This is a genomic window from Mesorhizobium sp. XAP4 (assembly GCF_029269325.1).
GTDB lineage: Bacteria > Pseudomonadota > Alphaproteobacteria > Rhizobiales > Rhizobiaceae > Mesorhizobium > Mesorhizobium ciceri.
Genome location: NZ_JARIXW010000006.1, coordinates 331,341 through 353,621, shown reverse-complemented (window position 1 = coordinate 353,621; position 22,281 = coordinate 331,341). Strand labels below are relative to the sequence as shown.

Here is a 22,281-nt window from a genome sequence, read left to right as displayed (position 1 = left end):
CGCTAATCCAGTCATGAAATCGCCGGCCCGTTGGTGTGGCGGACCGGCGGTTGATTGCGGGGTCGCTACTTGCCGCGGCGGCGCAGGCCGTCGAAGTAGACGATGATGATGATCAGCGCGCCGGTGATGATGCGCTGCCAGAACGAGTTGACGTTGAGCAGGTTGGCGCCGTTGTTGATGGTGGCCAGGATGAAGGCGCCGAGCAGCGGCCCATGCACCGAGCCGACGGCGCCGAACAGCGAGGTGCCGCCGATGACCGACGACGCGATCGCCTGCAGTTCCCAGCCCTCGGCCTGCGTCGGGTTGCCGATGCCGATGCGGGCGGCCAGCAGCACCCCGACGAAGGCGGCGCACAGGCCCGACAGCGTGTAGGCCATGTAGATGGTGCGCTGGACATTGACGCCGGACAGGCGCGAGGCCTCGGCGTTGGAGCCGACCGAAAACAGGTATCTGCCCCAGCGGCTGTGGTGCAGGAAGATATAGGCCGGAATGCCGACCAGGATCACCATCCAGAACAGGTTGGGGATGCCGATGAAGGAATTGCGCGAGAAGGCGGTGAAGGTGTCGCTGTTGATGTTGATCGAATTGCCGTTGGTCATCAAAAGGCCGATGCCGCGCAGCGAGGTCAACGTCGCCAGCGTGATGATGAAGGGCGGCAGGCCCATCTTGACGATACCGAAGCCGTGGAACATGCCGATGGCGACACCGACCAGCAGCGTCACCAGAATGGCGAGCCAGATGGGGAAGCCGGCATTGATCATCATGGCCACGACCACGGTGGCGAAGCCGACCACGGCGCCGACCGACAGATCGATGCCGCCGGTGATGATGACGAAGGTCTGGCCGACCGCCATGATGGCGATCATCGAGCCCTGGCGCAGGAGATTGGCTATGTTGTTGGCCGAGGCGAAGCTCGTCGTCGTCACGGAGAGGAGGATCCAGAGCAGAACCAGCAGCGCCAATAGCGTCAGCCCGAACAGGACATTATAGTTGCGCTTCGGTTTTTCGACGGCGATCGCCTCGGTGCTCATATCTGTCCTCCCAACTTTTCTTGTTTCTCGGCGAGCGCCTGAGTGAGAATATCCTCGTGGCTGGCGGCGTGAAAACCGTGCGTCGCCACCAGTTTGCCGCGCCGGAACACATGCAGCGTATCGGCGAGTTCATAGACTTCCGGCAGATAGGACGAGATCAGGATGATGCCGGCGCCCTTTGACAAAAGCGCGCCGAACAGGCGGTAGATCTCGGCCTTGGTGCCGACATCGACGCCGACGGTCGGTTCGTCGAAGATGAACAGCTTGGCGCCGTGCGCTAGCCATTTGCCGATGACGATCTTCTGCTGGTTGCCGCCCGACAGGCTGGATGCCAGCGCGCCACGTGTCGGTGTCTTGATGCGCAGATCGGCGATCTGGCGATCGGCCTGCGTCTTCTCCTGCGTGCTCGAAATCAGCAGATTGTTCGAGATGCGCTTGTAGATCGGCAGGTTGAGGTTGAAGCCGACCGGCAGGTTGAGGCAGAGGCCCTGGTCGCGGCGGCTCTCCGGCGCCAGCGCCATGCCGAGCTTGATCGCGTCATGTTCGGAATTGACCTGTACCTCCTTGCCTTCCCAGAGGATCTGGCCGGCGGATTTGCGGTGGCGGCCGTAGAGCGTGGTGACGAACTCGCTGCGTCCGGCGCCGATCAGCCCATAGAGTCCGACGATCTCGCCGGCGCGGACCGTCATCGAGACATTTTCGAAGCCCTTGCCGGACAGGTTTTTCGCCTCGATGATGGCGGCGCCCGGCGTGAAATGCTCCTTGTGATAGACCTGCTCGATCGAGCGGTTGATCATCATCTTGACCAGTTCGGCATCGTTGGTCTCTGCGATGTTGCGGGTGCCGACCAGCGTGCCGTCGCGCAGCACGGATACCCGGTCGGCGAGTTCGAACACTTCCTCCATGCGGTGGCTGATGTAGATGATCGTCACGCCTTCGCCCTTCAGACGGCGGATCAGCGTGAAGAGCTGGTCGGCTTCCTTGCGGGTGAGGTAGGCGGTCGGCTCGTCGAAGATCAGGAATTTGGTGCCGCGCACGGTGGCGCGGGCGGCGGCTATCAGCTGCTGCTGGCCGATGGTCAGGTCGCCGAGCGTGACATGCGCCGGCAGGTCGAAGCCGAGGTCGTCGATGATCGTCTGCGCCTGCCTGACCATGGCGCGCTGCTGCAGGATGCCGAAGCGCGAATTCTCCTCGCCGAGGAACATGTTGGCGGCGACCGTCAGGTGACGGCACAGCACGACTTCCTGGTGCACGGCATTGATGCCGAGCGCCATCGCCTCGTGCGGCGTCGCCAGGGCGGCCGGCTGGCCCTCCCAGACAATCTCTCCGGAGGTGCGCGGCATGACGCCGGTCAGAAGCTTGATGAGCGTGGATTTGCCGGCGCCGTTTTCGCCGACGATGGCGTGGATCTCACCGGACTTGAAGGCGAGGTCGACCGGTTTCAGCGCGTGGGTGCCGGGATAGCGCTTCTCCAGCCCGCGCAATTCGAGGATAGTCCGCCCCTGTTCCAGAACGGGTGCGGGATGCAGTTCCTGCGCCGTCGAAATCATGACAATCCTCCCAGATTGGCCTCCCGGATTGGCTTCCCAGGCTGGCCTCACGATTGGCACGCGGCGAGGCAGGGATATGCCTCGAAAACAGCCTGGCTCAGGCGTGCGGATTGCCAAGCCGTTTGTGCGGCAGTTTGTGTCTCCGGGGCGAGGTGCCCCGGAGACGATTGCGGATGCGACGGCTCAGAGCTTCGGATTGAGCAGCGCGTCGATCTTGGGATCTTTCATGTTGTCCTTGGTCACCAGATTGGCGCCGGTGTCGACATTGGCTTCGACCTTCTCGCCCTTGGAGGCGGCGAGCGCGGTCTTGATGCCGTCATAGCCCATCCGGTACGGATCCTGGACGACGAGGGCGGAAATGACGCCGTCGTTGAGGAACTTGATCAGCTTCTCGTCGCTGTCGAAACCGACCAGCGCCAGCTTGCCGCCAAGGTTGTTTTCCGCGACGGCCTGGCCGACGCCCTGCGCCATGATCAGGTTGGAAGCGAAGATGCCTTTGAGGTTCGGGTTGGCGGTGATCAGGTCGGTGGCGATGTTGAGGCCGGTGGTGGCCTGGCCGTCGGCATATTTGTCGGCAACCAGCTTGAGGCCCGGATATTTGGCGGCCAGCTGTTCGGTGAAGCCCTGCTTGCGCTGTTCGAGCGAGCCGGCGCCCGGTGCGTTGGTGATCAGGGCGACGTCGCCCTCGATCTTGCCGCCGTTGGCGGCGCCGATGGCGGCTGCGAGGCCGTCGGCAGCGACGCGGCCGCCCTGCACATTGTCAGTGGTCAGGAACGAGGTGAAGGCCTTGGAGTCGGCACCAGAGTCGATGCCGATGACCTTCACCTTGGCAGCGGCTTCATCGATCGGCTTGCCGAGCGCCTTGAACTCGGTCGGCGCAATGACGATGGCCGCCGGGTTGCTGGCAACGGCGTTCTCGAGGATCGAGACCTGGCCGTTGACGTCGGTTTCAGCCTGGGCGCCGAGTTCCGGCACGTTGACGCCGAGATCCTTGCCGGCCTTGCGGGCGCCGGCCAGAACGATCTGCCAGTAGAAGGACGTGGTGTCCTTGACGATGATCGGAATGGTGACGTCCGCCGCCGAAACCGGCGCCGAATGCATGACGCCGGCGAGCATTGAAGCTGCTGCCAGCGCCATGACGGCGCGGCGGTTGAGAATGCTGATCACGAATTTCATGAGGTTTCCTCCCTAAGTCGCCCGGTGAACGATACGGAAGCTCCGTTCGGATAGGCGCGGTCCCAAACAGAACTTTATCAATAAAAAACAGTTGCCCTGTTTTGATAGTGCATCGAACAGATCGATGCAAGCGGTGTTTGACCAGTCGTTGCGAGGTCTGGCAGAGGCAGATCCCCCGCCCTGTTCTCCCATTGGCGCCGTCACGCTTCCGTTCCGTTCTGGGAACGTATGGAATATTAATTCCACCAATTCGTCAATATGGAATATCCATTCCTCCATGTGCCGCAAGAACATGACGTTTCACGCCAGCTCCTGCACCAGCGTGTAGGGACGATATTTGGCGTATTCCGTTTCCGGTACGTCGATGTCGAGCAGCTCGAGGTTGCGCGTCAGATTTGCCAGCTTGGCGGTGCCGGTCAGTACGGTGGCGACGGCAGCTTCATGCAAGGGGAATTGGAACGCTGCGGCGGCGAGCGGATAGCCACCCTCGGCGGCGATCCTTTCCATTGCGCCGACGCGGTCGAGCACGTCATGGCTGGCGGGGCGGTAGTCGAAATGTGCGCCTTGCACCGGGCCGGTCGCCAGGATGCCGGAGTTGAACACGCCGCCAATGACCAAGGAGGTCTGCTGTGCCCGGCATAGCGGCAGCAACTCCGCTTCGGCACTGCGGTCGAGCAGGGAATAGCGGCTGGCAAGCAGGATGCAGTCGAGCGGCGCCCGGCGCATCACGTCCAGGCAGATCTGCACCTCGTTGACGCCAAGCCCATAGGCGGAAATGACGCCAGTCCGTTTCAGCTCTTCGAGTGCCTTGAGGCCACCATCCATCAGGTCGCGAAAATGCAGCTTGGTCTTCTCGATACCATGGGTGTAGGCGCCGATGTCGTGGACAAACAGGATGTCTATCCTGTTTAGGCCAAGCCGCGCATAGCTGAACTCGACCGACCGCATAATGCCGTCATAGGAATAGTCGTAGTCGAGCGCGAAGGGCAGCGGATCGACATAGGAGTGATCGGGAACCTGATCGTCCGGCACCGGGCGAAACAGCCGGCCGACCTTGGTCGACAGCACATAGGAATCGCGCGGCTTGTAACGCAGGAAGTCGCCGAAGCGGCGCTCCGACAGTCCGAAACCGTAGAAGGGTGCGGTGTCGAAATAGCGCAGCCCGGCATCCCAGGCGCCCTGCAGCGTCTCCATCGCCGCTTCGCGCGAACAGGCGCGGTAAAGGCCGCCAAGTGCGGCGCCGCCGAAGCTGACTTCGGTGACCTCCAGAGCTGTCCGACCGATACGGCGTTTTTCCATGCAAAACCTCCCCGTTGCCCGCCGCTGACCGGCGCGCAGTCTACTTTATATCAGTAAAATCTAAAGTGTTGCGCCCAGATGCCAGGGCACGAACTCGTTGTCGCCGTAGCCGAAGTCCTCGCTCTTGGTCTTGCGGCCGGAAGCCGTTTCGACGATCAGTTCGAAGATCTCGCGGCCCATGCCGGCGATGGTCTTTTCACCCGAGGCGATGACGCCGCAATTGACGTCCATGTCCTCTTCCATCTGGTGGTACATGGTCGAGTTGGTGGCGACCTTGATCGACGGCGTCGGACGGCAGCCGAAGCAGGAGCCGCGGCCGGTGGTGAAGACGATGACGTTGGCGCCGCCCGCCACCTGGCCGGTCGCCGAAACCGGGTCGTAGCCAGGCGTATCCATGAACACGAGGCCACTGCCGGTGACTTTTTCGGCGTAGCCGAAGACGCCGTTGAGCGGCGTCTGGCCGCCCTTGGCGACCGCACCGAGGGACTTCTCCAGGATGGTGGTGAGGCCGCCGCGCTTGTTGCCGGGCGAGGGATTGTTGTCGATCGAGGCGCCATGCTTGGCGACGTGGTCCTCCCACCACTTCACGAAGCCGTCGAGCTTCTGCGCGATCTCCGGCGTTGCCGCGCGGTAGGCAAGCAGATGCTCGGCGCCGTAGATTTCCGTGGTCTCGGAGAGGATGCCGATACCGCCGACGCCGGCCAGGATGTCGACAGCCGCGCCCAGCGCCGGATTGGCCGTGATGCCCGACATGCCGTCGGAGCCGCCGCATTGCAGGCCGACGACGATCTCGCTGACCGGGATCGGCTCACGCTTCAACTGGCCGACTTCCTCGGCGATCTCGGCCAGCACGCCCATCGCTTTTTCCACCGATTTGCGCGACCCGCCGGCGTCCTGGATGTTGAAATGGCGCTTGCCGGCAGCGACGCCCTTCTGGCCGTAGAGGGTGAGCTGGTTGACCTCGCAGCCGAGGCCGACCATCAGCACGCCGCCGAAATTCGGGTGGCGGGCATAGCCGGCAAGCGTGCGGTGCAGCACCATCATGCCGTCGCCGGTGCCGCTCATGCCGCAGCCCTGGCCGTGCACGATCGGCACGAAGCCGTCGATGCCGGGGTATTTCGGCAACAGCGTGCGGTTGGCGGTATCGGCGATGGAATGGCAGACGGTGGCCGAGCAATTGACGCTGGCGACGATGCCGATGAAGTTGCGCGTGCCGGCGCGGCCATCGGCGCGGCGATAGCCCATGAAGGTGCGGGCGCGGTCGGCCTCCGTCGCGTGCTCGGCCTCGCTCGGCGGCACGACCGGCAAGCGGCCGGATTCGAAAACCAGATTGTGCGAATGCACGTGCTCGCCGGCTGCGATGTCCTGTGTCGCGCGACCGATCGCCTGGGCGTATTTCACCACGGCCTCGCCGGCGGCGATCGGCTTGATCGCCACCTTGTGGCCGGGCTCGATCAGCGCACTGGCGACGGCACCGCCCGGCAGCGCGGTGCCGATCTCGATGCGGCCGTTGGCGACGGCGACATTGTCGGCGGGGGACAGAAGAATGCAGTTGGAGGCGTTCACGGGCGGTTTCCTGGGTGATCCTGGGTTGCGCGGGGCGGATTGACACGCGCCTGTTTAGAGATATTGTCTTTTATCGTGAAAAAACAGTTTTGCGTCAATTGTTTTTTCGTGGGGAGTTCCGCATGTCTCCGGGTTGTTCCGGGAAGCAATTTCGCTTCTCAGAGCCATGCGAACGTCATATTGCGCTTCAAACCGTCCGCTGCAAGCGACGGCGTGCAACGGGTCAGGGATGTCGAAGAGCAACAACGTCTACAAGGATGCCTACAACCGCTGCCTGCGGCTGCTCGACGAAACGCGCAGCCTGCCTTCGGAGCCGGAACTGGGCACCTTGCTTGGCGTCAGCCGGACCACGGTGCGCACCATTCTCGCGCGCATGGAAGAGACCGGGCTGATCGCCTGGAACAAGCGCGCCAAGACGGTGCTGCGCGAACCGCTTCCCGATGATTTCTTCCCCGAGGAAGAGACAGACACGCTGGCCGAGATCATCGAACGGTCGTTCATGCGTCGGCTGCTCGCCGGCGGTGCCGAAGCCGGCATGCAGATCAACGAACTCGAACTGGCGCGCGAGATCGGCGTTGGCACCACCAGCGTGCGCGAGTTCCTGATCCGCTTCTCCCGCTTCGGCCTGATCGAGAAACGTCGCAACAGTCATTGGGTGCTGAAGGGCTTTACGCGCGCCTTCGCGCTGGAGCTGACCGAAATCCGCGAGATGTTCGAACTGCGCTCGGCGGCCGCCTTTGCCGCTTTACCGCAGGACAGCGCAGTCTGGACCGATCTCGACCGCCTGGAAGACGAGCATCGCCAGCTGGCAAACGACATAGCCGCCCGCTTCACCGAGTTCTCCGAACTCGACGAGCGCTTCCACCGGCTGATCCACCGGGCATCGCGCAATCGCTTCATCGTCGATTTCTACGATGTCATCGCCATGATCTTCCACTACCATTACCAGTGGAACAAGGCGCAGGAACGCGAGCGCAACGAAGTCGCGATCGGTGAGCATCTGGTCTACATAGAAGCGCTGAAATCACGCGATCTCGGCAAGGTCGACGCCGCTTGCCGCAAGCATTTGAAGTCGGCGCGCCAGACATTGCTGACCTCGATCCCGGAGAGCCGGTCGCTGCAAAAACACTGAGCCGCATCGCGGCTCGCAGCCTTGTTTCATGCATGTCGTTGTCCCAAAACCGCTATACACTTCTGGGCGACATGCCTTGGGCCTGCCGCGTTGCCGCCGCGGCGATTTGGCGATTTTCCACCCGCCGGCCCCGTGCTAGATATGGTTGGTTGCTGCGAAGAGGCAGGGCTTTGGGCGTATCGAGGAGACGATGGAGCATGCCGGTCGCGCTTGTCGCGGCCTATCTGCTGTTGCTCCAGTCGACGCTTGGTGCATTCGCCTTCGGCGCCGGTCCCAATGCATCGCAACTCGACGCTTTCGGCAACGTCATCTGTACCCATGAAGGCGCAACCCAGCTTCCGGGCGGCAACCAGCCGCCGTCCCATCTGCCGGCATGCTGCGCGCTCGGCTGCAGCATGGTTTCGGCGGCCTTTGCGCCGCCGCCCAATGCCGGTCTGGCGCCGGGCAGCCTTTCCTTTGAAACGGTCGCCTTTGTCTTCCCGGCGGCCATCCATCTCGACTTTGCGCGTGAGCGCTCGCCGTCGAACCCGCGCGCGCCGCCGCTGACGGCCTGAGCCTGTTTGCCCGGCGGAACCTTTCGTGGGCGTACCCATCCAAAGATCTAACTGCTCGCGACCGGCAGCGGCGCGACCTTCACTTCATGGAGCAACCATGTCCTATTTTTTCCCTGACGCCGCGCGTCCTATGGCCGGCAGCATTCTACGCGGCATCGAAGAGCGTGTCGGCATTGCCGTGCTGGCTCTTGCGCTGCTGTTCACAGGCGCGCAGTCCGTCTTCGCGCATGAGTTCAAGGTTGGCGATCTTGAGATCGGCCACCCCTGGTCGCGCGCCACGCCGGCCGGCGCCAAAGTGGCCGGCGGTTATTTCACCATCACCAACAAGGGCAGTGCGCCGGACCGGCTGGTGTCGATTTCCTCCGATGTCTCCGAAAAGGCCGAGCTGCATGAGATGGGCGTCAAGGACGGCGTCATGACCATGCGGCCGGTTGCCGGCGGCCTGGAAATTCCGGCCGGCGGCAAGGTAGCCCTTGCACCTGGCGGCTATCATTTGATGTTCATGGGCCTGAAGCGGCAACCCAAACAGGGCGAAAAGTTCTCCGCCACCCTGACCTTCGAAAAGGCCGGCGCCGTCAGCGTCGATTTCGCCGTCGAAGGCATGGGCGGCGGCGCCGTGGACGATCACGCCAATTGACCGCGCCAGCTCGACAAATCTTGAAAATCCGAGGGACCATCATGAACAAATATCTTTTGTCGGCCGGCGCACTTCTCGCGCTCGGAACCAGCGCCGCCTTCGCGCATATCACGTTCGAAACCCAGGAGGCGGCGGTCGGCTCGACCTACAAGGCCGTTTTGCGCGTGCCGCATGGCTGCGACGGCAAGGCGACGACCGCCGTGCGCGTGCAAATTCCGGAAGGGGTGATCGCGATCAAGCCGATGCCGAAGCCCGGCTGGACGCTGCAGACCAAGAAGGGCAAGTACGAGAAATCCTACCAGCTCTACGGTCAGGCGGTGACCGATGGGGTCAAGGAGGTCGACTGGAGCGGCGGCAACCTGCCCGATGAATTCTATGACGAGTTCGTTTTCCGCGCGACGCTGACGGCGGATCTCCCCGTCGGCCAAAAACTCTATTTCCCGGTCGTGCAGGAATGCGACGGTGCAGCCGATCGCTGGATCGAGATTCCAGCGGCAGGGCAGGATGAAGACGCACTGGAAAGCCCGGCACCCGGCATCAAGCTGCTGCCGAAGAAATGATCTCCCAGGCGGCGCGCTCTTTCGAGTGCGCCGCTTTTTTTCGTGGCGGTGACATGAGCACGACCTCCCTCCTGCAAACGGCTTGCATGACCGGCAAACGCACCGGCCGGCTTGCCGTCGGCCTGTTGGCTGTGATCGTGTTTCTTGCCAGCCTTGCCGTGTCAGATCAGGCCTTTGCCCATGCCGCGCTGATCAAGACCGACCCGGCCGACGGCGCGGTGCTGGCACAGGGACCGGCGCAGTTCTCGCTGACCTTCAGCGAGCCGGTCTCGCCTCTGGTGCTGACGCTGGTGAAGCCCGACGGCAAGCCGGTTCCACTGACCGCCTTTCGTCTCAGCGACCAGACCGTCGAGATCGACAATCCGCAGCCGCTCAAGTCGGGCACGCATGTCTTGAGCTGGCGCGTCATCTCCGCAGACGGTCATCCCGTCGGCGGATCGCTGCTGTTTTCCATCGGAGCGCCCAGCGAACCGCCGGCCGTATCCGAAACCGTCGACTGGCCGTTGCGGTCGGCTATCTGGGCGGGCAAAATCTTTCTCTACGTCGGCCTCTTCCTCGGCGTTGGCGGCGCCTTCGCGCTTGCCTGGTTGGCCGGAAGTGCCCGTGCCGGGCAGCGCTTCGTTGCAGCTGCAATCCTGAGCGGGCTGGTCGCGTCGTCCCTGTCGCTCGGATTGCAGGGGCTTGATGCACTCGGGGCGCCGCTCTCCCATCTGGCACAATCGGTCATCTGGCGGACCGGGCTCGGCACCAGCTTCGGCTGGACGGTGCTGGTCGCGCTGATCGCGCTGGGGCTTGGCCTGCTGTCGCTGGCCGGTCCCCGTGCCACCGCCAAGCCATTGGCGCTGGCCGGCCTGGCCGGGGTGGGGATTGCACTTGCCGCCAGCGGCCATGCCAGTGCCGCCGAACCGCAATGGCTGACGCGGCCGATGGTGTTCCTGCATGGCGTCTGCATCGCGTCGTGGGTCGGCGCATTGGTCCCACTCGGGCTGGCGCTCAAGGGGCAATCGGCGGAGGCCACGCCATTCCTGCGGCGATTTTCTTGGGCGATCCTGCCCGTGGTGGCCGTGCTTGCCGCTGCCGGCACCGTGCTTGCCGTCATCCAGGTGCAAACGCCCGCGGCATTGGTCGACACCGCCTATGGAAGGCTGCTGCTGATCAAGCTCGGGCTGCTGGTCTTTCTGTTCACGCTCGCTGCCGTCAACCGCTGGAAACTCACGGCATCGGCCGAGGCGGGATCGACGGAAGTTCAACGCAGGCTGGTCCGCTCGATCGGCGTCGAGATGTTGATCGTGTTGGCGATTTTCGGCGTTGCCGCGGGCTGGCGCTTCACACCGCCGCCACGAGCCCTGGCGATCGCGGCAGCGCAACCGGTGTCGGTCCATATCCACGCGCTGCAAGCGATGGCCGATCTCAACTTCACTCCCGGCCATGCCGGCCCGGTCGTTGCCTCGATGGTCATCATGAGCGGCGATTTCGGCCCGCTCGACGCCAAGGAGGTAACGCTTGTGCTGTCAAAGCCCGATTCCGGCATCGAACCCTTGAAGCGCACGGCGACCAAGCCCGGCGACGGCAGCTGGCGCGTCGACAACCTCGTCATTCCGGTGCCTGGCCGGTGGACGGTGCGCATCGACATACTGGTCTCGGATTTTCAGATGGTGAAGATCGAGGCGCCCGTCGACATCAGGCCGTAGGCGGGACTGCCAGGTACCTCTACACGGGCACGACCGACAATCCGGGCAACACAATTCGGCGAGGCGGTTGACGCAGGCGTCAAGGCCCGTCAATCATCGCCCGCAAAATCGCGGTCTCAACAAACGATCCGAGAGCAGGGAAGAAACGATGGAAAAAGCCGAAATCGGCCTGATCGGCCTTGGCACGATGGGCTCCAACCTGGCGCTCAACATCGCCGAGCACGGGCACCGCATCGCTGTCTTCAACCGCACCAGGGCGCGCACCGATGCCTTTGTCGAGAATGCCGGAGCGCTCAGGGACATGGTCGTGCCCTGCTACAGCCTTGAAGAGCTCGCCGCCGCGATCCGGCCGCCGCGCCCGATCATCATCATGGTGCTGGCCGGCAAGCCGGTCGACGAACAGATCGCGGCACTGCGCGGCGTGCTGTCGGCCAACGACATCGTCATCGATGCCGGCAACGCCAATTTCCGCGACACGATGCGGCGCTTCTCCGAGCTTTCCGGTTCGGGTCTCACCTTCATAGGCATGGGCGTGTCCGGCGGCGAGGAGGGGGCGCGCCACGGGCCGTCGATCATGGTCGGCGGCACGGAGGACTCATGGAAGCGTGTCGAGAAGGTGCTGACGGCGATCTCCGCCAAATTCAAGGACGAACCCTGCGCGGCATGGCTCGGCACCGACGGCGCCGGACATTTCGTCAAGACCATCCACAACGGCATAGAATATGCCGACATGCAGATGATCGCGGAGATCTACGGCATCCTGCGCGACGGCCTGGGCATGGGTCCGAAAGAGATCGGCACGGTGTTTGCCGACTGGAACAAGGGCCGGCTCAACTCCTACCTGATCGAGATCACCGCCAAGGTGCTGGCCGCCGACGATCCGAAGACCGGCAAGCCGGTGGTCGACATCATCCTCGACCGCGCCGGCCAGAAGGGCACCGGCAAATGGTCGGTCATCGAGGCGCAGCAGCTCGGCATCCCGGCCACCGCGATCGAGGCGGCGGTGGCGGCGCGCGTTCTGTCGTCGATCAAGGACGAGCGGCTGGCGGCGGAAAAGGCCTATGGCAACATCGGCGTGACGAAGATTTCCGGTGACAAGGACGCCTTGCTGAAAGATCTGGAACTGGCGCTGTTCGCCGGCAAGATCGCCGCCTACGCCCAAGGTTTCGCGGTGATGAGCGGCGCGTCGAAGGAATTCAATTGGAACCTGCCGATGCCGACCATCGCCAGGATCTGGCGCGCCGGCTGCATCATCCGCTCGCAGATGCTCGACACCATGGCGGAAGCCTTCAGCAAGGGCGGCGCCTCGACCAACCTTCTGATGGCGCCGGCCTTCATCTCGCTGATGCAGGGAGCGCATCCGTCGCTGCGCCGCATCGTGGCGAGGGCTTCGGAAGCCGGCTCGCCGGTTCCGGCGCTGTCTTCCGCACTTGCCTATTTCGACAGCTATCGCCAGGGCCGCGGCACCTCGAATCTGATCCAGGCGCAGCGCGACTTCTTCGGCGCGCACGGCTTCGAGCGTATCGACGACAAAGGCGCGTTCCATGGGCCGTGGGGAAGCGGTGCGGCTGGCTGACAAGCCGGCCCAAGAGCCTAAACGGAAACCGGCGGTCTGAACGCCTGAACCTCGCTGGTGGCGACCAGGCGCTGCAGCGAGCCGGGTGCGGCGCCGCCGATCCAGCCGAGCACGGAGCGGGCGAGATCGGAGCCGGCCAGGCGGAAGTTCTCGTTGACGACGAGCAATTCCGGCCGGAACAGGTGCAACAGGTCCGACGATTGCTTGGACACGACATCGACGTCGCGGCCAAGCTTGAGGCCGGCATCTTCGATGCCGGCGACGATAGCCAGTGTCGCGGCGGCGGCGCTGCTGACGAAGCCGTCCGGCCTGTTTTCGCGGCGCATCACCTGCGCGGTCCTGGTCCTGATCTGCTCGATCGTGTGATCGATGGAAACGGTGTTGAACGGAATTTCGCTGGCGCCGACCTCGCTCAGCGCATCGGCAAAGCCGTTCAGCGTGTGGCCATAATAGGTCAGCCCGGGTGGCGGCGACAGAAGCGCCAGCTTGCGCCTGCCCATGCTCGCCAGGCGGCGCACGGCTTCCATCGCGAATACATGGTTGTCGAAGTCATGGTAGGGGTGGACGAGGCCCATATCGGTGCGGCCATGCGTGGCAAAGGGCATGCCGTGCTCGAGCATGTAGCGGGCGCGCGGATCGTTCGGTTGGGTGCGCGAGATGATGACGCCATCGGCCGAGCCGGTCTCGACGAGATAGCGGATCGGCTCCATCGGATCCTGCGAGCGGGAATAGGGCGTGACGATCAGGTGATAGGGCGTTTCGGCGAGCACTTCCGAAACACCGTAGATGATGTCCGAGACGAAGCTCATGATCTCGCGGTCGGTGTTGAGCACGAGGCTGATGACATTGGTCCTGCCGGTGCGCAGACGCACGCCGGCGCGGTTCGGCCGGTAGCCGATCTGCTTGGCGACGAGTTGGACGCGGCGCCTGGTCTCGGCGCCGATTTCCGGGGCATCCTTCAAGGCGCGTGACACGGTGGTGACGCCGAGCCCGGTCATGAAGGCAAGCGTCTTCAACGTCGGCCGTCCCTGTGCCGAGTTCTCCCCGTTCTTGTCCGTACGCTGTCTGTCCATTCGTCCCGCCCGTCAGGCGCATAGCAGCCGCGGGCCATGTCGGCAATCGCCGTCATAGCGATACGATATGCGTCCCAGCCCCGGCAAAGCGTCAATATACTGAAACGTTACAGATTGCCAGTATCGAGATGTATGTCCTCGTCACGAGGTGGATGGTTCTTTTTGCGAAACGCATTGGGATTCCAGGAGAAATCGCCCCTGCCGCCGCCTTTTGCCCGTATCAGGCGGCATTTCGGTGTTTGCGCCGCAGCAAACCATGCTGCAGTGCATGAGAAGGGCGATCATTCAGACGAATTTGTTCGCTGCCCGAAAAAAATATCGAGGGCGCTTCGTTGATGGGTTGCACAGCCCGCGCAATTGCCGTATCGAAAATCTGTAACGTTTCAGATTCTGGGAGGAGCCGAAATGCGATACAGATTTTTGACCGCTGCCCTGGCGGCGACGGCTGCACTGCAATTTGCCGGCCAGGCGGCCGCGACGGACCTGGAAGTCACCCATTGGTGGACTTCAGGCGGCGAGGCCGCGGCGGTTGCGGAACTTGCCAAGGCATTCGATGCGACCGGCAACCACTGGGTGGACGGCGCCATTGCCGGCTCCGGCGGCACGGCGCGGCCGATCATGATCAGCCGCATCACCGGTGGCGATCCGATGGGCGCCACGCAGTTCAACCACGGCCGGCAGGCGGAAGAGTTGGTGCAGGCCGGGCTGATGCGCGACCTCACCGACGTCGCCACCAAGGGCAAGTGGACTGATGTCGTGCGGCCGAAGAGCCTGCTCGACGGCTGCACCATCGACGGCAAGATCTATTGCGTGCCCGTCAACATCCATTCCTGGCAGTGGCTGTGGCTGTCCAACGAAGCCTTCGCGAAGGCCGGCGTGCCGTTGCCGAAGGACTGGAATGAATTCGTGGCGGCAGCGCCGGCACTGGAGAAGGCCGGCATCATCCCGCTCGCCGTCGGCGGGCAAGCCTGGCAATCCTCCGGTGCCTTCGACGTGCTGCTTGCGGCTGTGGGCGGCACGGACACGTTCCTCAAGGTCTACAAGAACAAGGATGCCAAGTTCGCCGCCGGGCCCGAAGTCGCCAAGGTCTTCAAGGCCGCGGACGATGCCCGCAAGATGGCGAAGAACACCAATGTGCAGGACTGGAACCAGGCGACCAACCTGGTCATCACCGGCAAGGCGGGTGGCCAGATCATGGGCGACTGGGCACAGGGCGAGTTCCAGGTTGCCGGCAAGACCGCCGGCAAGGACTATACCTGCCTGCCGGGCCTTGGGCTGAACGAGGTCATAGCCACGGGCGGCGACGCCTTCTACTTCCCGCTGCTCAAGGATGCCGACAAGAGCAAGGCGCAGGAGGTGCTGGCCGAGACGCTGCTCGATCCCAAGACGCAGGTTGCCTTCAATCTGAAGAAGGGTTCCCTGCCGGTGCGCGGCGACGTCGATCTCAACGCGGCGAACGACTGCATGAAGAAAGGCCTCGCCATCCTCGCCAAGGGTGCCGTCATACCGTGGACGGATCAGCTGCTTTCGCAGGACACCCAGAAGCAGAAGGAAGACCTTTTCGCCGAATTCTTCGCCAAGCCGGAATTGACCATCGAAGACGCACAGAAGCGCTTCGCCGACCTCATCGCTTCGGCGGACTGACGCTGGCGGCAACCCACCTCGCTCCCGGCCTTGCGAATGCAGGGCCGGGAATGCACCGCCCTTACCCAGCCGGCTGACGAGATGAGCAAGAGCGAACGCCCGAACCTTCTGTTCCGCAACCTCAATGCGAAGGTCGCCTCGATCCCGATGATCCTCACCGCCATGGTGGTTTTCGTCGGCGGCACCGTTTGGACGGTGCTCTATTCCTTCACCAATTCGAAGCTTCTGCCGCGGCTGAATTTCGTCGGGCTCGACCAGTACTACCGGCTGTGGGCGACGCCGCGCTGGCTGATCTCGATCGAAAACCTGCTGATCTACGGCGCGATCTCGCTGGTGTTCTCGCTGGTCATCGGCTTCCTGCTTGCAGCACTGCTCGATCAGAAGATCCGCTTCGAGGACACGTTGCGCACCATCTTCCTCTATCCTTTCGCGCTCTCCTTCATCGTCACCGGCCTGGTCTGGCAGTGGCTGCTCAATCCGGATTTCGGCATCCAGCATGTGGTCCGTGACTTAGGCTGGACGAGCTTCAGCTTCGACCCGCTCTACAATTCCAGCATCGTCATCTACGGCATATCGATCGCGGCGCTGTGGCAAGGCACAGGGCTCATCATGTGCCTGATGCTGGCTGGCCTGCGCGGCATTGACGAGGACATCTGGAAGGCGGCGCGGGTGGATGGGATCCCGATGTGGAAGACCTATCTGTTCATCGTCATCCCGATGATGCGGCCGGTCTTCATCACCACGCTCGTCATCATCGCTGCCGGCATCGTCAAGGTCTATGATCTCGTCGTGGCCCAGACCAGCGGCGGCCCGGGCATCGCCTCCGAAGTGCCGGCCAAATACGTCTACGACTATATGTTCTTCGCCCAGAACCTCGGCCAGGGCTTTGCTGCCTCGACCATGATGCTGCTCTCGGTGGTGATCGTCATCGTGCCCTGGGCCTATCTCGAGTTCGGGCGGCGCAAATGAGCATGGCAGACATCACCGCTCAAGCGAGCACCGCCGCCGGCGCGCGCCAGGGCATCACCGATCCCTACGGCCCGAAGCCGCGCCGCGTGATTTCGCGCCGCAACGTCTTCCTATACGGCACATTGTTCGTCATGGCGGTCTACTACCTCTTGCCGCTCTACGTCATGGTCGTCACCTCGCTCAAGGGCATGCCGGAGATCCGGCTCGGCAACATCTTCTCACCGCCGCTCGAGATCACTTTCGAACCGTGGGTCAAGGCGTGGTCGACTGCCTGCACCGGCCTTAACTGCGACGGGCTTTCGCGCGGCTTCTGGAATTCGGTGCGCATCACCGTGCCGTCAGTGCTGCTGTCGATCGCCATCGCCTCGGTGAATGGTTATGCACTGGCCAATTGGCGCTTCAAGGGCGCGGATACGTTCTTCATCGTCCTGATCGTCGGCGCCTTCATTCCCTACCAGGTGATGATCTATCCGATCGTCATCATCCTGCGCGAGATCGGCCTCTATGGCAGCCTCAGCGGGCTGGTGATCGTCCATTCCATTTTCGGCATGCCGATCCTGACGCTGCTGTTCCGCAATTATTTCTCCTCGATGCCGGAGGAGCTGTTCCGGGCGGCACGTGTCGACGGTGCCGGCTTCTGGGGCATCTTCCTGCGCATCATGCTGCCGATGTCGCTGCCGATCTTCGTCGTCGCCATCATCCTGCAGGTGACCGGCATCTGGAACGACTTCCTGTTCGGCGTCGTCTACACCCGCCCCGACACCTATCCGATGACGGTGCAGCTCAACAACATCGTCAATTCGGTGCAAGGCGTGAAGGAGTACAACGTCAATATGGCCGCAACCATCCTGACCGGGCTTGTGCCGCTCATCGTCTACTTCATCTCCGGCAAGCTTTTCGTACGTGGCATCGCCGCCGGCGCGGTGAAGGGGTGATGGCGATGACGGCAGCCAACGATACCAGCGTTTCGATCCAGGACCTGTCGCTGAATTTCGGCGCGGTGACCGTCCTGGAGACGCTCAATCTGGATGTCGCCGATGGCGAGTTCATCGTGTTGCTCGGGCCGTCCGGCTGCGGCAAGTCGACCTTGCTCAATTGCATTGCCGGCCTGCTCGACGTTTCCGAAGGCCGCATCTTCATCAAGGGCAAGAACGTCACCTGGGAAGAGCCCAAGGACCGCGGCATCGGCATGGTGTTCCAGTCCTATGCGCTCTATCCGCAAATGACGGTGGAGAAGAACCTTTCGTTCGGGCTGCGTGTCGCCGGCACGCCAAAAGAAGAGATCGCCAAGCGGATCACGCGGGCGGCTGAAATCCTGCAGATCGAACCGCTGCTGCAGCGTAAGCCGGCCGCACTTTCCGGCGGCCAGCGCCAGCGCGTCGCCATCGGACGGGCGCTGGTGCGCGATGTCGACGTGTTCCTGTTCGACGAGCCGCTGTCCAATCTCGATGCCAAGCTGCGCGCCGAACTGCGCGTCGAGATCAAGCTGCTGCATCGCAAGCTGCAGAACACCATGATCTACGTCACCCACGACCAGATCGAGGCGATGACGCTGGCCGACCGCATCGCGGTGATGAAGGGCGGCGTCATCCAGCAGCTCGATGCGCCGCAGACCATCTACAACCGTCCGGTCAACCGCTTCGTCGCCGGCTTTCTCGGTTCGCCCGCAATGAACTTCGTCGATGGCCACCTGGAAGACGCCGACGGCGGCTGGCGGTTCGCGGCCGGGGATATCAAGATCCCGCTCGGCACTTACGACTTTGCCAAGCCTCCGGCTCCCGGCCCCGTCACATTCGGTATCAGGCCCGAGCATGTCAGCCTGAACAGCGGCACCGGCTGGCCGTTCTCGATGGCCGCCAATGTCGAGGTGGTCGAACCCATGGGCTCCGACACGCTGGTCTGGCTGAAACTTGCCCAGCAGAATTTCAGCGTCCGAGTGACCTCGGAACGCACGCCCAAGAACGACGAGGCGGTGACGCTTGGCTTCGATCCGATGCGCGCCTCGCTTTTCGACACCGCAACCGGCACACGCATCTAGCTTCCGAGAACCAACCTTCCAACGACGATCCCCAAGCAAAACGGACAGAGACGATGAATTGGTCATTCCAACTTTACAGCGCCCGCAATTTCCAACCCTGGGACGGTGTGCTCGCCATGCTCGGCAAGCTCGGCTACGCCCAGGTCGAAGGTTTCGGCGGCGTCTATGATGATCCCGGCGCATTCCGTGCCGAGCTCGACAGGAACGGGCTTGCCATGCCGACTGGGCATTTCTCGATCGACGCGCTCGAGAACGATTTTGACGGCGTGCGCAAAACCGCCGACGCACTCGGTATCACGCTGCTCATCTGCCCTTTCCTGATGCCCGACCAGCGGCCATCCGACGTGGCCGGCTGGCGTGGTTTCGGCGAACGCCTGGCCAAGGTCGGTGATGCCGCGAAAAAGGCCGGCTACGGCTTTGCCTGGCACAATCATGATTTCGAGTTCAAGAAACTTGCCGACGGATCGGTGCCGCAGGACCACATCCTCTCATCCGCGCCCGATGTCAGCTGGGAGATGGACGTTGCCTGGGTGGTGCGCGGCGGCGATGATCCGCTGCCGTGGATCGAGAAACACGGCAAGCGCATCAGCGCCGTCCACGTCAAGGACATGGCCAAGCCCGGCGAGGGGCTGGATGAGGATGGCTGGTCGGATGTCGGCCATGGCACCATCGACTGGGCCGGCCTGATCAAGGTGTTGCGTGCCAGGAGTGCTGCCCAATACTACGTCATGGAACAGGACAACCCCAACGACATCGAGCGTTTCGCCCGCCGCTCCATCGCAGCCGCCAAAACCTATTAGGAGCAATCAGCATGGCAAAGAAACTTGGCATCGGCGTCATCGGCTGCGGCAACATCTCGAAGGCGTATTTTTCGCTGGCGCCGCTGTTTCGCGGCATTGAAATGCGTGCCTGCGCCGACATCAACATGGAGGCGGCCAAGGCGCGGGCGAAGGAGTTCAAGCTGCGCGCCGAAACCGTCGAAGACCTGCTCAAGGCCGACGACATCGACATCATCGTCAATCTGACCATCCCGGCGGTGCACTATGAGGTGTCAAAGCAGATCCTCGACGCCGGCAAGCACGTCTATTCGGAAAAGCCGTTCGTGCTGTCGGTCAAGGAAGGGCTCGACCTTAAGAAGCGGGCGGAGAAAAAGGGTCTGCGCATCGGCTCGGCGCCAGACACTTTCCTCGGCGGCGCGCATCAATTGGTGCGCAACCTGATCGACACCGGCAAGCTTGGTAAGGTCACGAGTGGCACGTGCCATGTCATGGGCCACGGCATGGAGCACTGGCACCCCAATCCGGATTTCTTTTTCCAGCCAGGCGCGGGGCCGGTGCTCGACATCGGACCATATTACATCACCAATCTGATCCAGCTGATCGGGCCGGTGAAGCAGGTCGCGGCCTTCGCGACGACGCCGGCCAAGGAGCGCACGATCAGTTCAAAGCCGCGCGCGGGTGAAAAGATACCGGTCAACACGCCGACAACCATCCACGGGCTGCTGGAGTTCGAGAACGGCGCCGTTATCACGCTCAACACCAGCTGGGACGTCTGGGCCCACGGCCACGCGCCGATGGAGCTTTATGGCGAGGCGGGTACGGTGTTTGTGCCGGACCCGAACTTCTTCGGTGGTGACGTTCGCTTCACCGTCGCGGCCAAGCCGGTCAAGAAGCTGCCGAACTGGCCGCATCCGTTCGGCGTGCCCAACGAGATGCATTCGCAAGGCATGATGGCCAACTACCGCACGTCAGGCCTTGCCGATATGGCGGTGGCGATCGCGGAAGGTCGGCCGCACCGCTGTTCGATGGAGCTGGCGCTGCACGCCGTCGACGTGATGACCGGCCTGCTGCGTTCCGGCGAAACCGGCAAGTTCGTCGCCATGCAGACCACCTGCGAACGGCCGGCCGCACTTGGCGTCAAGGAAGCCAAGGCGCTTTTGGCGAAGAAGAAATAGGGCAGCACACCTCAACCCTCTCCCCGTTTCGACGGAGAGAGGGTAAGGGTGGGGGCAGAGCCAACTCGCCGCGTTGTGACGATGCAGCCGACCGGCTCGTTTCCATTCGAGGATTTTCCGATGCCCTACACGCCCGCCGAAAACCGTTACGAGAAAATGGTCTACAACCGCTGTGGCCGCTCCGGCCTGAAGCTGCCGGCGATCTCGCTGGGCCTGTGGCACAATTTCGGCACCGACACGCCGCACAAGACCAAGCAGGCGATCGCGCGCAAGGCCTTCGACCTCGGCATCACGCATTTCGACCTCGCCAACAATTACGGTCCGCCGCCCGGTTCTGCCGAAACCGCCTTCGGTGAGATCCTGCGCACCGACTTCGCTGCCTACCGCGACGAACTGATCATCTCGACCAAGGCCGGTTACCAGATGTGGGCCGGGCCCTACGGCGAATGGGGTGGGCGCAAATACATTCTGGCCAGCCTCGACCAGAGCCTCAAGCGGATGGGGCTCGACTATGTCGATATCTTCTATTCGCACCGTTTCGATCCCGACACGCCGCTGGAAGAAACGATGGGTGCGCTCGACCATGCCGTGCGCTCGGGCAAGGCGCTCTATGCCGGCATCTCGTCCTACAATTCGCAGCGCACGCGCGAGGCGGCCGATATCTTGAAGCAGCTTGGCACGCCTTGCGTCATCCACCAGCCGAGCTATTCGATGCTGAACCGCTGGGTGGAGGAAGACGGCCTGCTCGACACGCTCGAAGGGCTCGGCGTTGGCTCCATCGTGTTCTCGCCGCTGGCGCAAGGCATGCTGACGGACAAGTATCTCGGCGGCATTCCGGACGGCAGCCGTGCGTCGCAGGGCAAGTCGCTGAAGACAGCCTTCATCAACGACAAGACCATCGCCAACATCAAGGCGCTCGACGCCATCGCCGGCAGGCGCGGACAGACGCTGGCGCAGATGGCGCTGGCCTGGGTGCTGCGCAAGGGCAGGGTGACCTCGGCACTGATCGGCGCCAGCCGGCCGGAGCAGGTCGAGGACTGCGTCGGCGCGCTCAAGGCGCTCGACTTCAGCGATGCCGAACTCGCCGAGATCGACACCTACGCGCGCGAATCCGACATCAATCTGTGGGCGGCTTCTGCCGAGCGCAAAGGCCCGCCGAGGAAATAGGTCCGCTCGATAAGCCGGCAAAGCGAAAAACGGCGGGCAACCTGCCTGTTGCCCCGCTCCGATCGATGTTCTCGGCCGCCTTGCGGGCAGAATGCTGGAAACAGTAGCAAAAATGCCTGTTCGTCGCTATCTGGGTGGGACATGGATCGTTTGTGCGCGGCGCAAGCGACGCAAGGCGAGTTGGAAACAGGATCATGGCGGCAAGGGATGTGCTGACGAAAAACCAGCTGTGCGTGCTCGAGAAACTCGAGACCGCCAGCGGACCGCTCAGTGCCTACACCTTGCTCGACCAATTGCGCGAGCGCGGTTTTCGCGCACCGCTCCAGGTCTATCGCGCGCTCGACACGCTGGTGAAGTCAGGTTTCGTGCATCGGCTTGAAAGCATCAATTCCTTCGTCGCCTGCGCCGAGCCGCATGACCACAGCCATTCGATGACTGCCTTCGCCATTTGCGACACATGCGGGCAGGTCACCGAGATGTCCGACCACGATGTCGGCCACAGCTTGGACGAATGGGTGCGCTCCACCGGCTTCGCCGCCAAGAAGGCGGTGATCGAGTTTCGCGGGACATGTGCCAAGTGTTTGGCTGAGGCGGCTTGAGGTGAGTTGAGATTCAGATGATGCCGGCCTGCAAATGGCGGCTTCCTGCCGCTTCCGGTGCTCAC

Annotated in this window: 20 protein-coding genes; 14 read left to right on the top strand and 6 right to left on the bottom strand. The window is 63.0% G+C overall.

The window, feature by feature from the left end:
- Nucleotides 1-65: 65 nt before the first annotated feature.
- From P3C39_RS25595 to P3C39_RS25575, 5 genes are all read right to left on the bottom strand, one after another.
- Nucleotides 66-1,031: an ABC transporter permease gene (locus P3C39_RS25595; RefSeq protein WP_013529527.1), complete on the bottom strand. Its 966-nt coding sequence runs from the start codon at nucleotides 1,029-1,031 to the stop codon at nucleotides 66-68.
- A complete protein-coding gene (locus tag P3C39_RS25590) occupies nucleotides 1,028-2,581 on the bottom strand; it encodes a sugar ABC transporter ATP-binding protein (RefSeq protein ID WP_064995547.1) in 1,554 nt (517 codons plus the stop codon). Before P3C39_RS25590 ends, P3C39_RS25595 begins: the two co-directional genes overlap by 4 nt.
- Before the next feature lie 183 nt (nucleotides 2,582-2,764).
- The gene (locus P3C39_RS25585; RefSeq protein ID WP_275954534.1) at nucleotides 2,765-3,757 is read right to left on the bottom strand and encodes an ABC transporter substrate-binding protein; all 993 of its coding nucleotides are present in this window, start codon (nucleotides 3,755-3,757) and stop codon (nucleotides 2,765-2,767) included.
- A 300-nt stretch (nucleotides 3,758-4,057) separates the two neighbouring features.
- Complete coding sequence (locus tag P3C39_RS25580) at nucleotides 4,058-5,056, bottom strand: aldo/keto reductase (protein ID WP_275954533.1); 999 nt, start codon at nucleotides 5,054-5,056, stop codon at nucleotides 4,058-4,060.
- Between the two features lie 60 nt (nucleotides 5,057-5,116).
- Nucleotides 5,117-6,622, bottom strand: coding sequence for an altronate dehydratase family protein (locus P3C39_RS25575; protein ID WP_013529531.1), 1,506 nt, complete (start codon nucleotides 6,620-6,622; stop codon nucleotides 5,117-5,119).
- A gap of 229 nt (nucleotides 6,623-6,851) precedes the next feature.
- On the opposite strand from P3C39_RS25575, the gene P3C39_RS25570 reads away from it, so the two are divergent.
- The 6 genes from P3C39_RS25570 (at nucleotide 6,852) to gndA (ending at nucleotide 12,772) form a co-directional block, all read left to right on the top strand.
- Nucleotides 6,852-7,754 carry a GntR family transcriptional regulator gene (locus P3C39_RS25570; RefSeq protein WP_013529532.1) on the top strand — a complete coding sequence of 301 codons (903 nt, stop codon included), beginning with the start codon at nucleotides 6,852-6,854 and terminating at the stop codon, nucleotides 7,752-7,754.
- Nucleotides 7,755-7,951: 197 nt separating this feature from the next.
- Nucleotides 7,952-8,308: a DUF2946 family protein gene (locus tag P3C39_RS25565; protein WP_275954532.1), complete on the top strand. Its 357-nt coding sequence runs from the start codon at nucleotides 7,952-7,954 to the stop codon at nucleotides 8,306-8,308.
- Between the two features lie 97 nt (nucleotides 8,309-8,405).
- On the top strand, nucleotides 8,406-8,945 hold the full coding sequence (locus P3C39_RS25560) for a copper chaperone PCu(A)C (RefSeq protein ID WP_063173102.1): 540 nt from the start codon (nucleotides 8,406-8,408) through the stop codon (nucleotides 8,943-8,945).
- 41 nt (nucleotides 8,946-8,986) lie between these two features.
- Complete coding sequence (locus P3C39_RS25555) at nucleotides 8,987-9,505, top strand: YcnI family protein (protein WP_013529535.1); 519 nt, start codon at nucleotides 8,987-8,989, stop codon at nucleotides 9,503-9,505.
- A gap of 53 nt (nucleotides 9,506-9,558) precedes the next feature.
- The gene (locus P3C39_RS25550; RefSeq protein ID WP_275954531.1) at nucleotides 9,559-11,196 is read left to right on the top strand and encodes a copper resistance CopC/CopD family protein; all 1,638 of its coding nucleotides are present in this window, start codon (nucleotides 9,559-9,561) and stop codon (nucleotides 11,194-11,196) included.
- Nucleotides 11,197-11,344: 148 nt separating this feature from the next.
- The gene (gene gndA / locus P3C39_RS25545) at nucleotides 11,345-12,772 is read left to right on the top strand and encodes an NADP-dependent phosphogluconate dehydrogenase (protein WP_064995551.1); all 1,428 of its coding nucleotides are present in this window, start codon (nucleotides 11,345-11,347) and stop codon (nucleotides 12,770-12,772) included.
- Between the two features lie 17 nt (nucleotides 12,773-12,789).
- Here the strand turns inward: gndA and P3C39_RS25540 are convergent, their stop codons facing one another.
- On the bottom strand, nucleotides 12,790-13,845 hold the full coding sequence (locus P3C39_RS25540) for a LacI family DNA-binding transcriptional regulator (RefSeq protein ID WP_063169024.1): 1,056 nt from the start codon (nucleotides 13,843-13,845) through the stop codon (nucleotides 12,790-12,792).
- A 405-nt stretch (nucleotides 13,846-14,250) separates the two neighbouring features.
- Between P3C39_RS25540 and P3C39_RS25535 the strand changes: the two genes are divergently transcribed.
- The 8 genes from P3C39_RS25535 to P3C39_RS25500 all read left to right on the top strand — a co-directional run bounded on the left by P3C39_RS25535 (nucleotide 14,251) and on the right by P3C39_RS25500 (nucleotide 22,216).
- Nucleotides 14,251-15,489 (top strand): ABC transporter substrate-binding protein, encoded by a 1,239-nt coding sequence (locus P3C39_RS25535; RefSeq protein ID WP_275954530.1) that lies wholly within the window; start codon nucleotides 14,251-14,253, stop codon nucleotides 15,487-15,489.
- A gap of 81 nt (nucleotides 15,490-15,570) precedes the next feature.
- The gene (locus P3C39_RS25530; RefSeq protein WP_024504415.1) at nucleotides 15,571-16,458 is read left to right on the top strand and encodes a sugar ABC transporter permease; all 888 of its coding nucleotides are present in this window, start codon (nucleotides 15,571-15,573) and stop codon (nucleotides 16,456-16,458) included.
- A gap of 2 nt (nucleotides 16,459-16,460) precedes the next feature.
- A complete protein-coding gene (locus P3C39_RS25525) occupies nucleotides 16,461-17,393 on the top strand; it encodes a carbohydrate ABC transporter permease (RefSeq protein ID WP_275954589.1) in 933 nt (310 codons plus the stop codon).
- 5 nt (nucleotides 17,394-17,398) lie between these two features.
- Entirely contained in the window at nucleotides 17,399-18,496 is a 1,098-nt protein-coding gene (ugpC, locus tag P3C39_RS25520; RefSeq protein WP_027161308.1) for a sn-glycerol-3-phosphate ABC transporter ATP-binding protein UgpC, read from the top strand.
- 53 nt (nucleotides 18,497-18,549) lie between these two features.
- Complete coding sequence (locus P3C39_RS25515; RefSeq protein ID WP_275954529.1) at nucleotides 18,550-19,296, top strand: sugar phosphate isomerase/epimerase; 747 nt, start codon at nucleotides 18,550-18,552, stop codon at nucleotides 19,294-19,296.
- A gap of 11 nt (nucleotides 19,297-19,307) precedes the next feature.
- Nucleotides 19,308-20,450, top strand: a complete 1,143-nt coding sequence (locus P3C39_RS25510) for a Gfo/Idh/MocA family oxidoreductase (RefSeq protein WP_013529544.1) — start codon at nucleotides 19,308-19,310, stop codon at nucleotides 20,448-20,450.
- Between the two features lie 120 nt (nucleotides 20,451-20,570).
- Nucleotides 20,571-21,617: an L-glyceraldehyde 3-phosphate reductase gene (gene mgrA / locus P3C39_RS25505; protein WP_275954528.1), complete on the top strand. Its 1,047-nt coding sequence runs from the start codon at nucleotides 20,571-20,573 to the stop codon at nucleotides 21,615-21,617.
- A 194-nt stretch (nucleotides 21,618-21,811) separates the two neighbouring features.
- Nucleotides 21,812-22,216: a Fur family transcriptional regulator gene (locus P3C39_RS25500; RefSeq protein WP_013529546.1), complete on the top strand. Its 405-nt coding sequence runs from the start codon at nucleotides 21,812-21,814 to the stop codon at nucleotides 22,214-22,216.
- Nucleotides 22,217-22,281 lie beyond the last annotated feature (65 nt).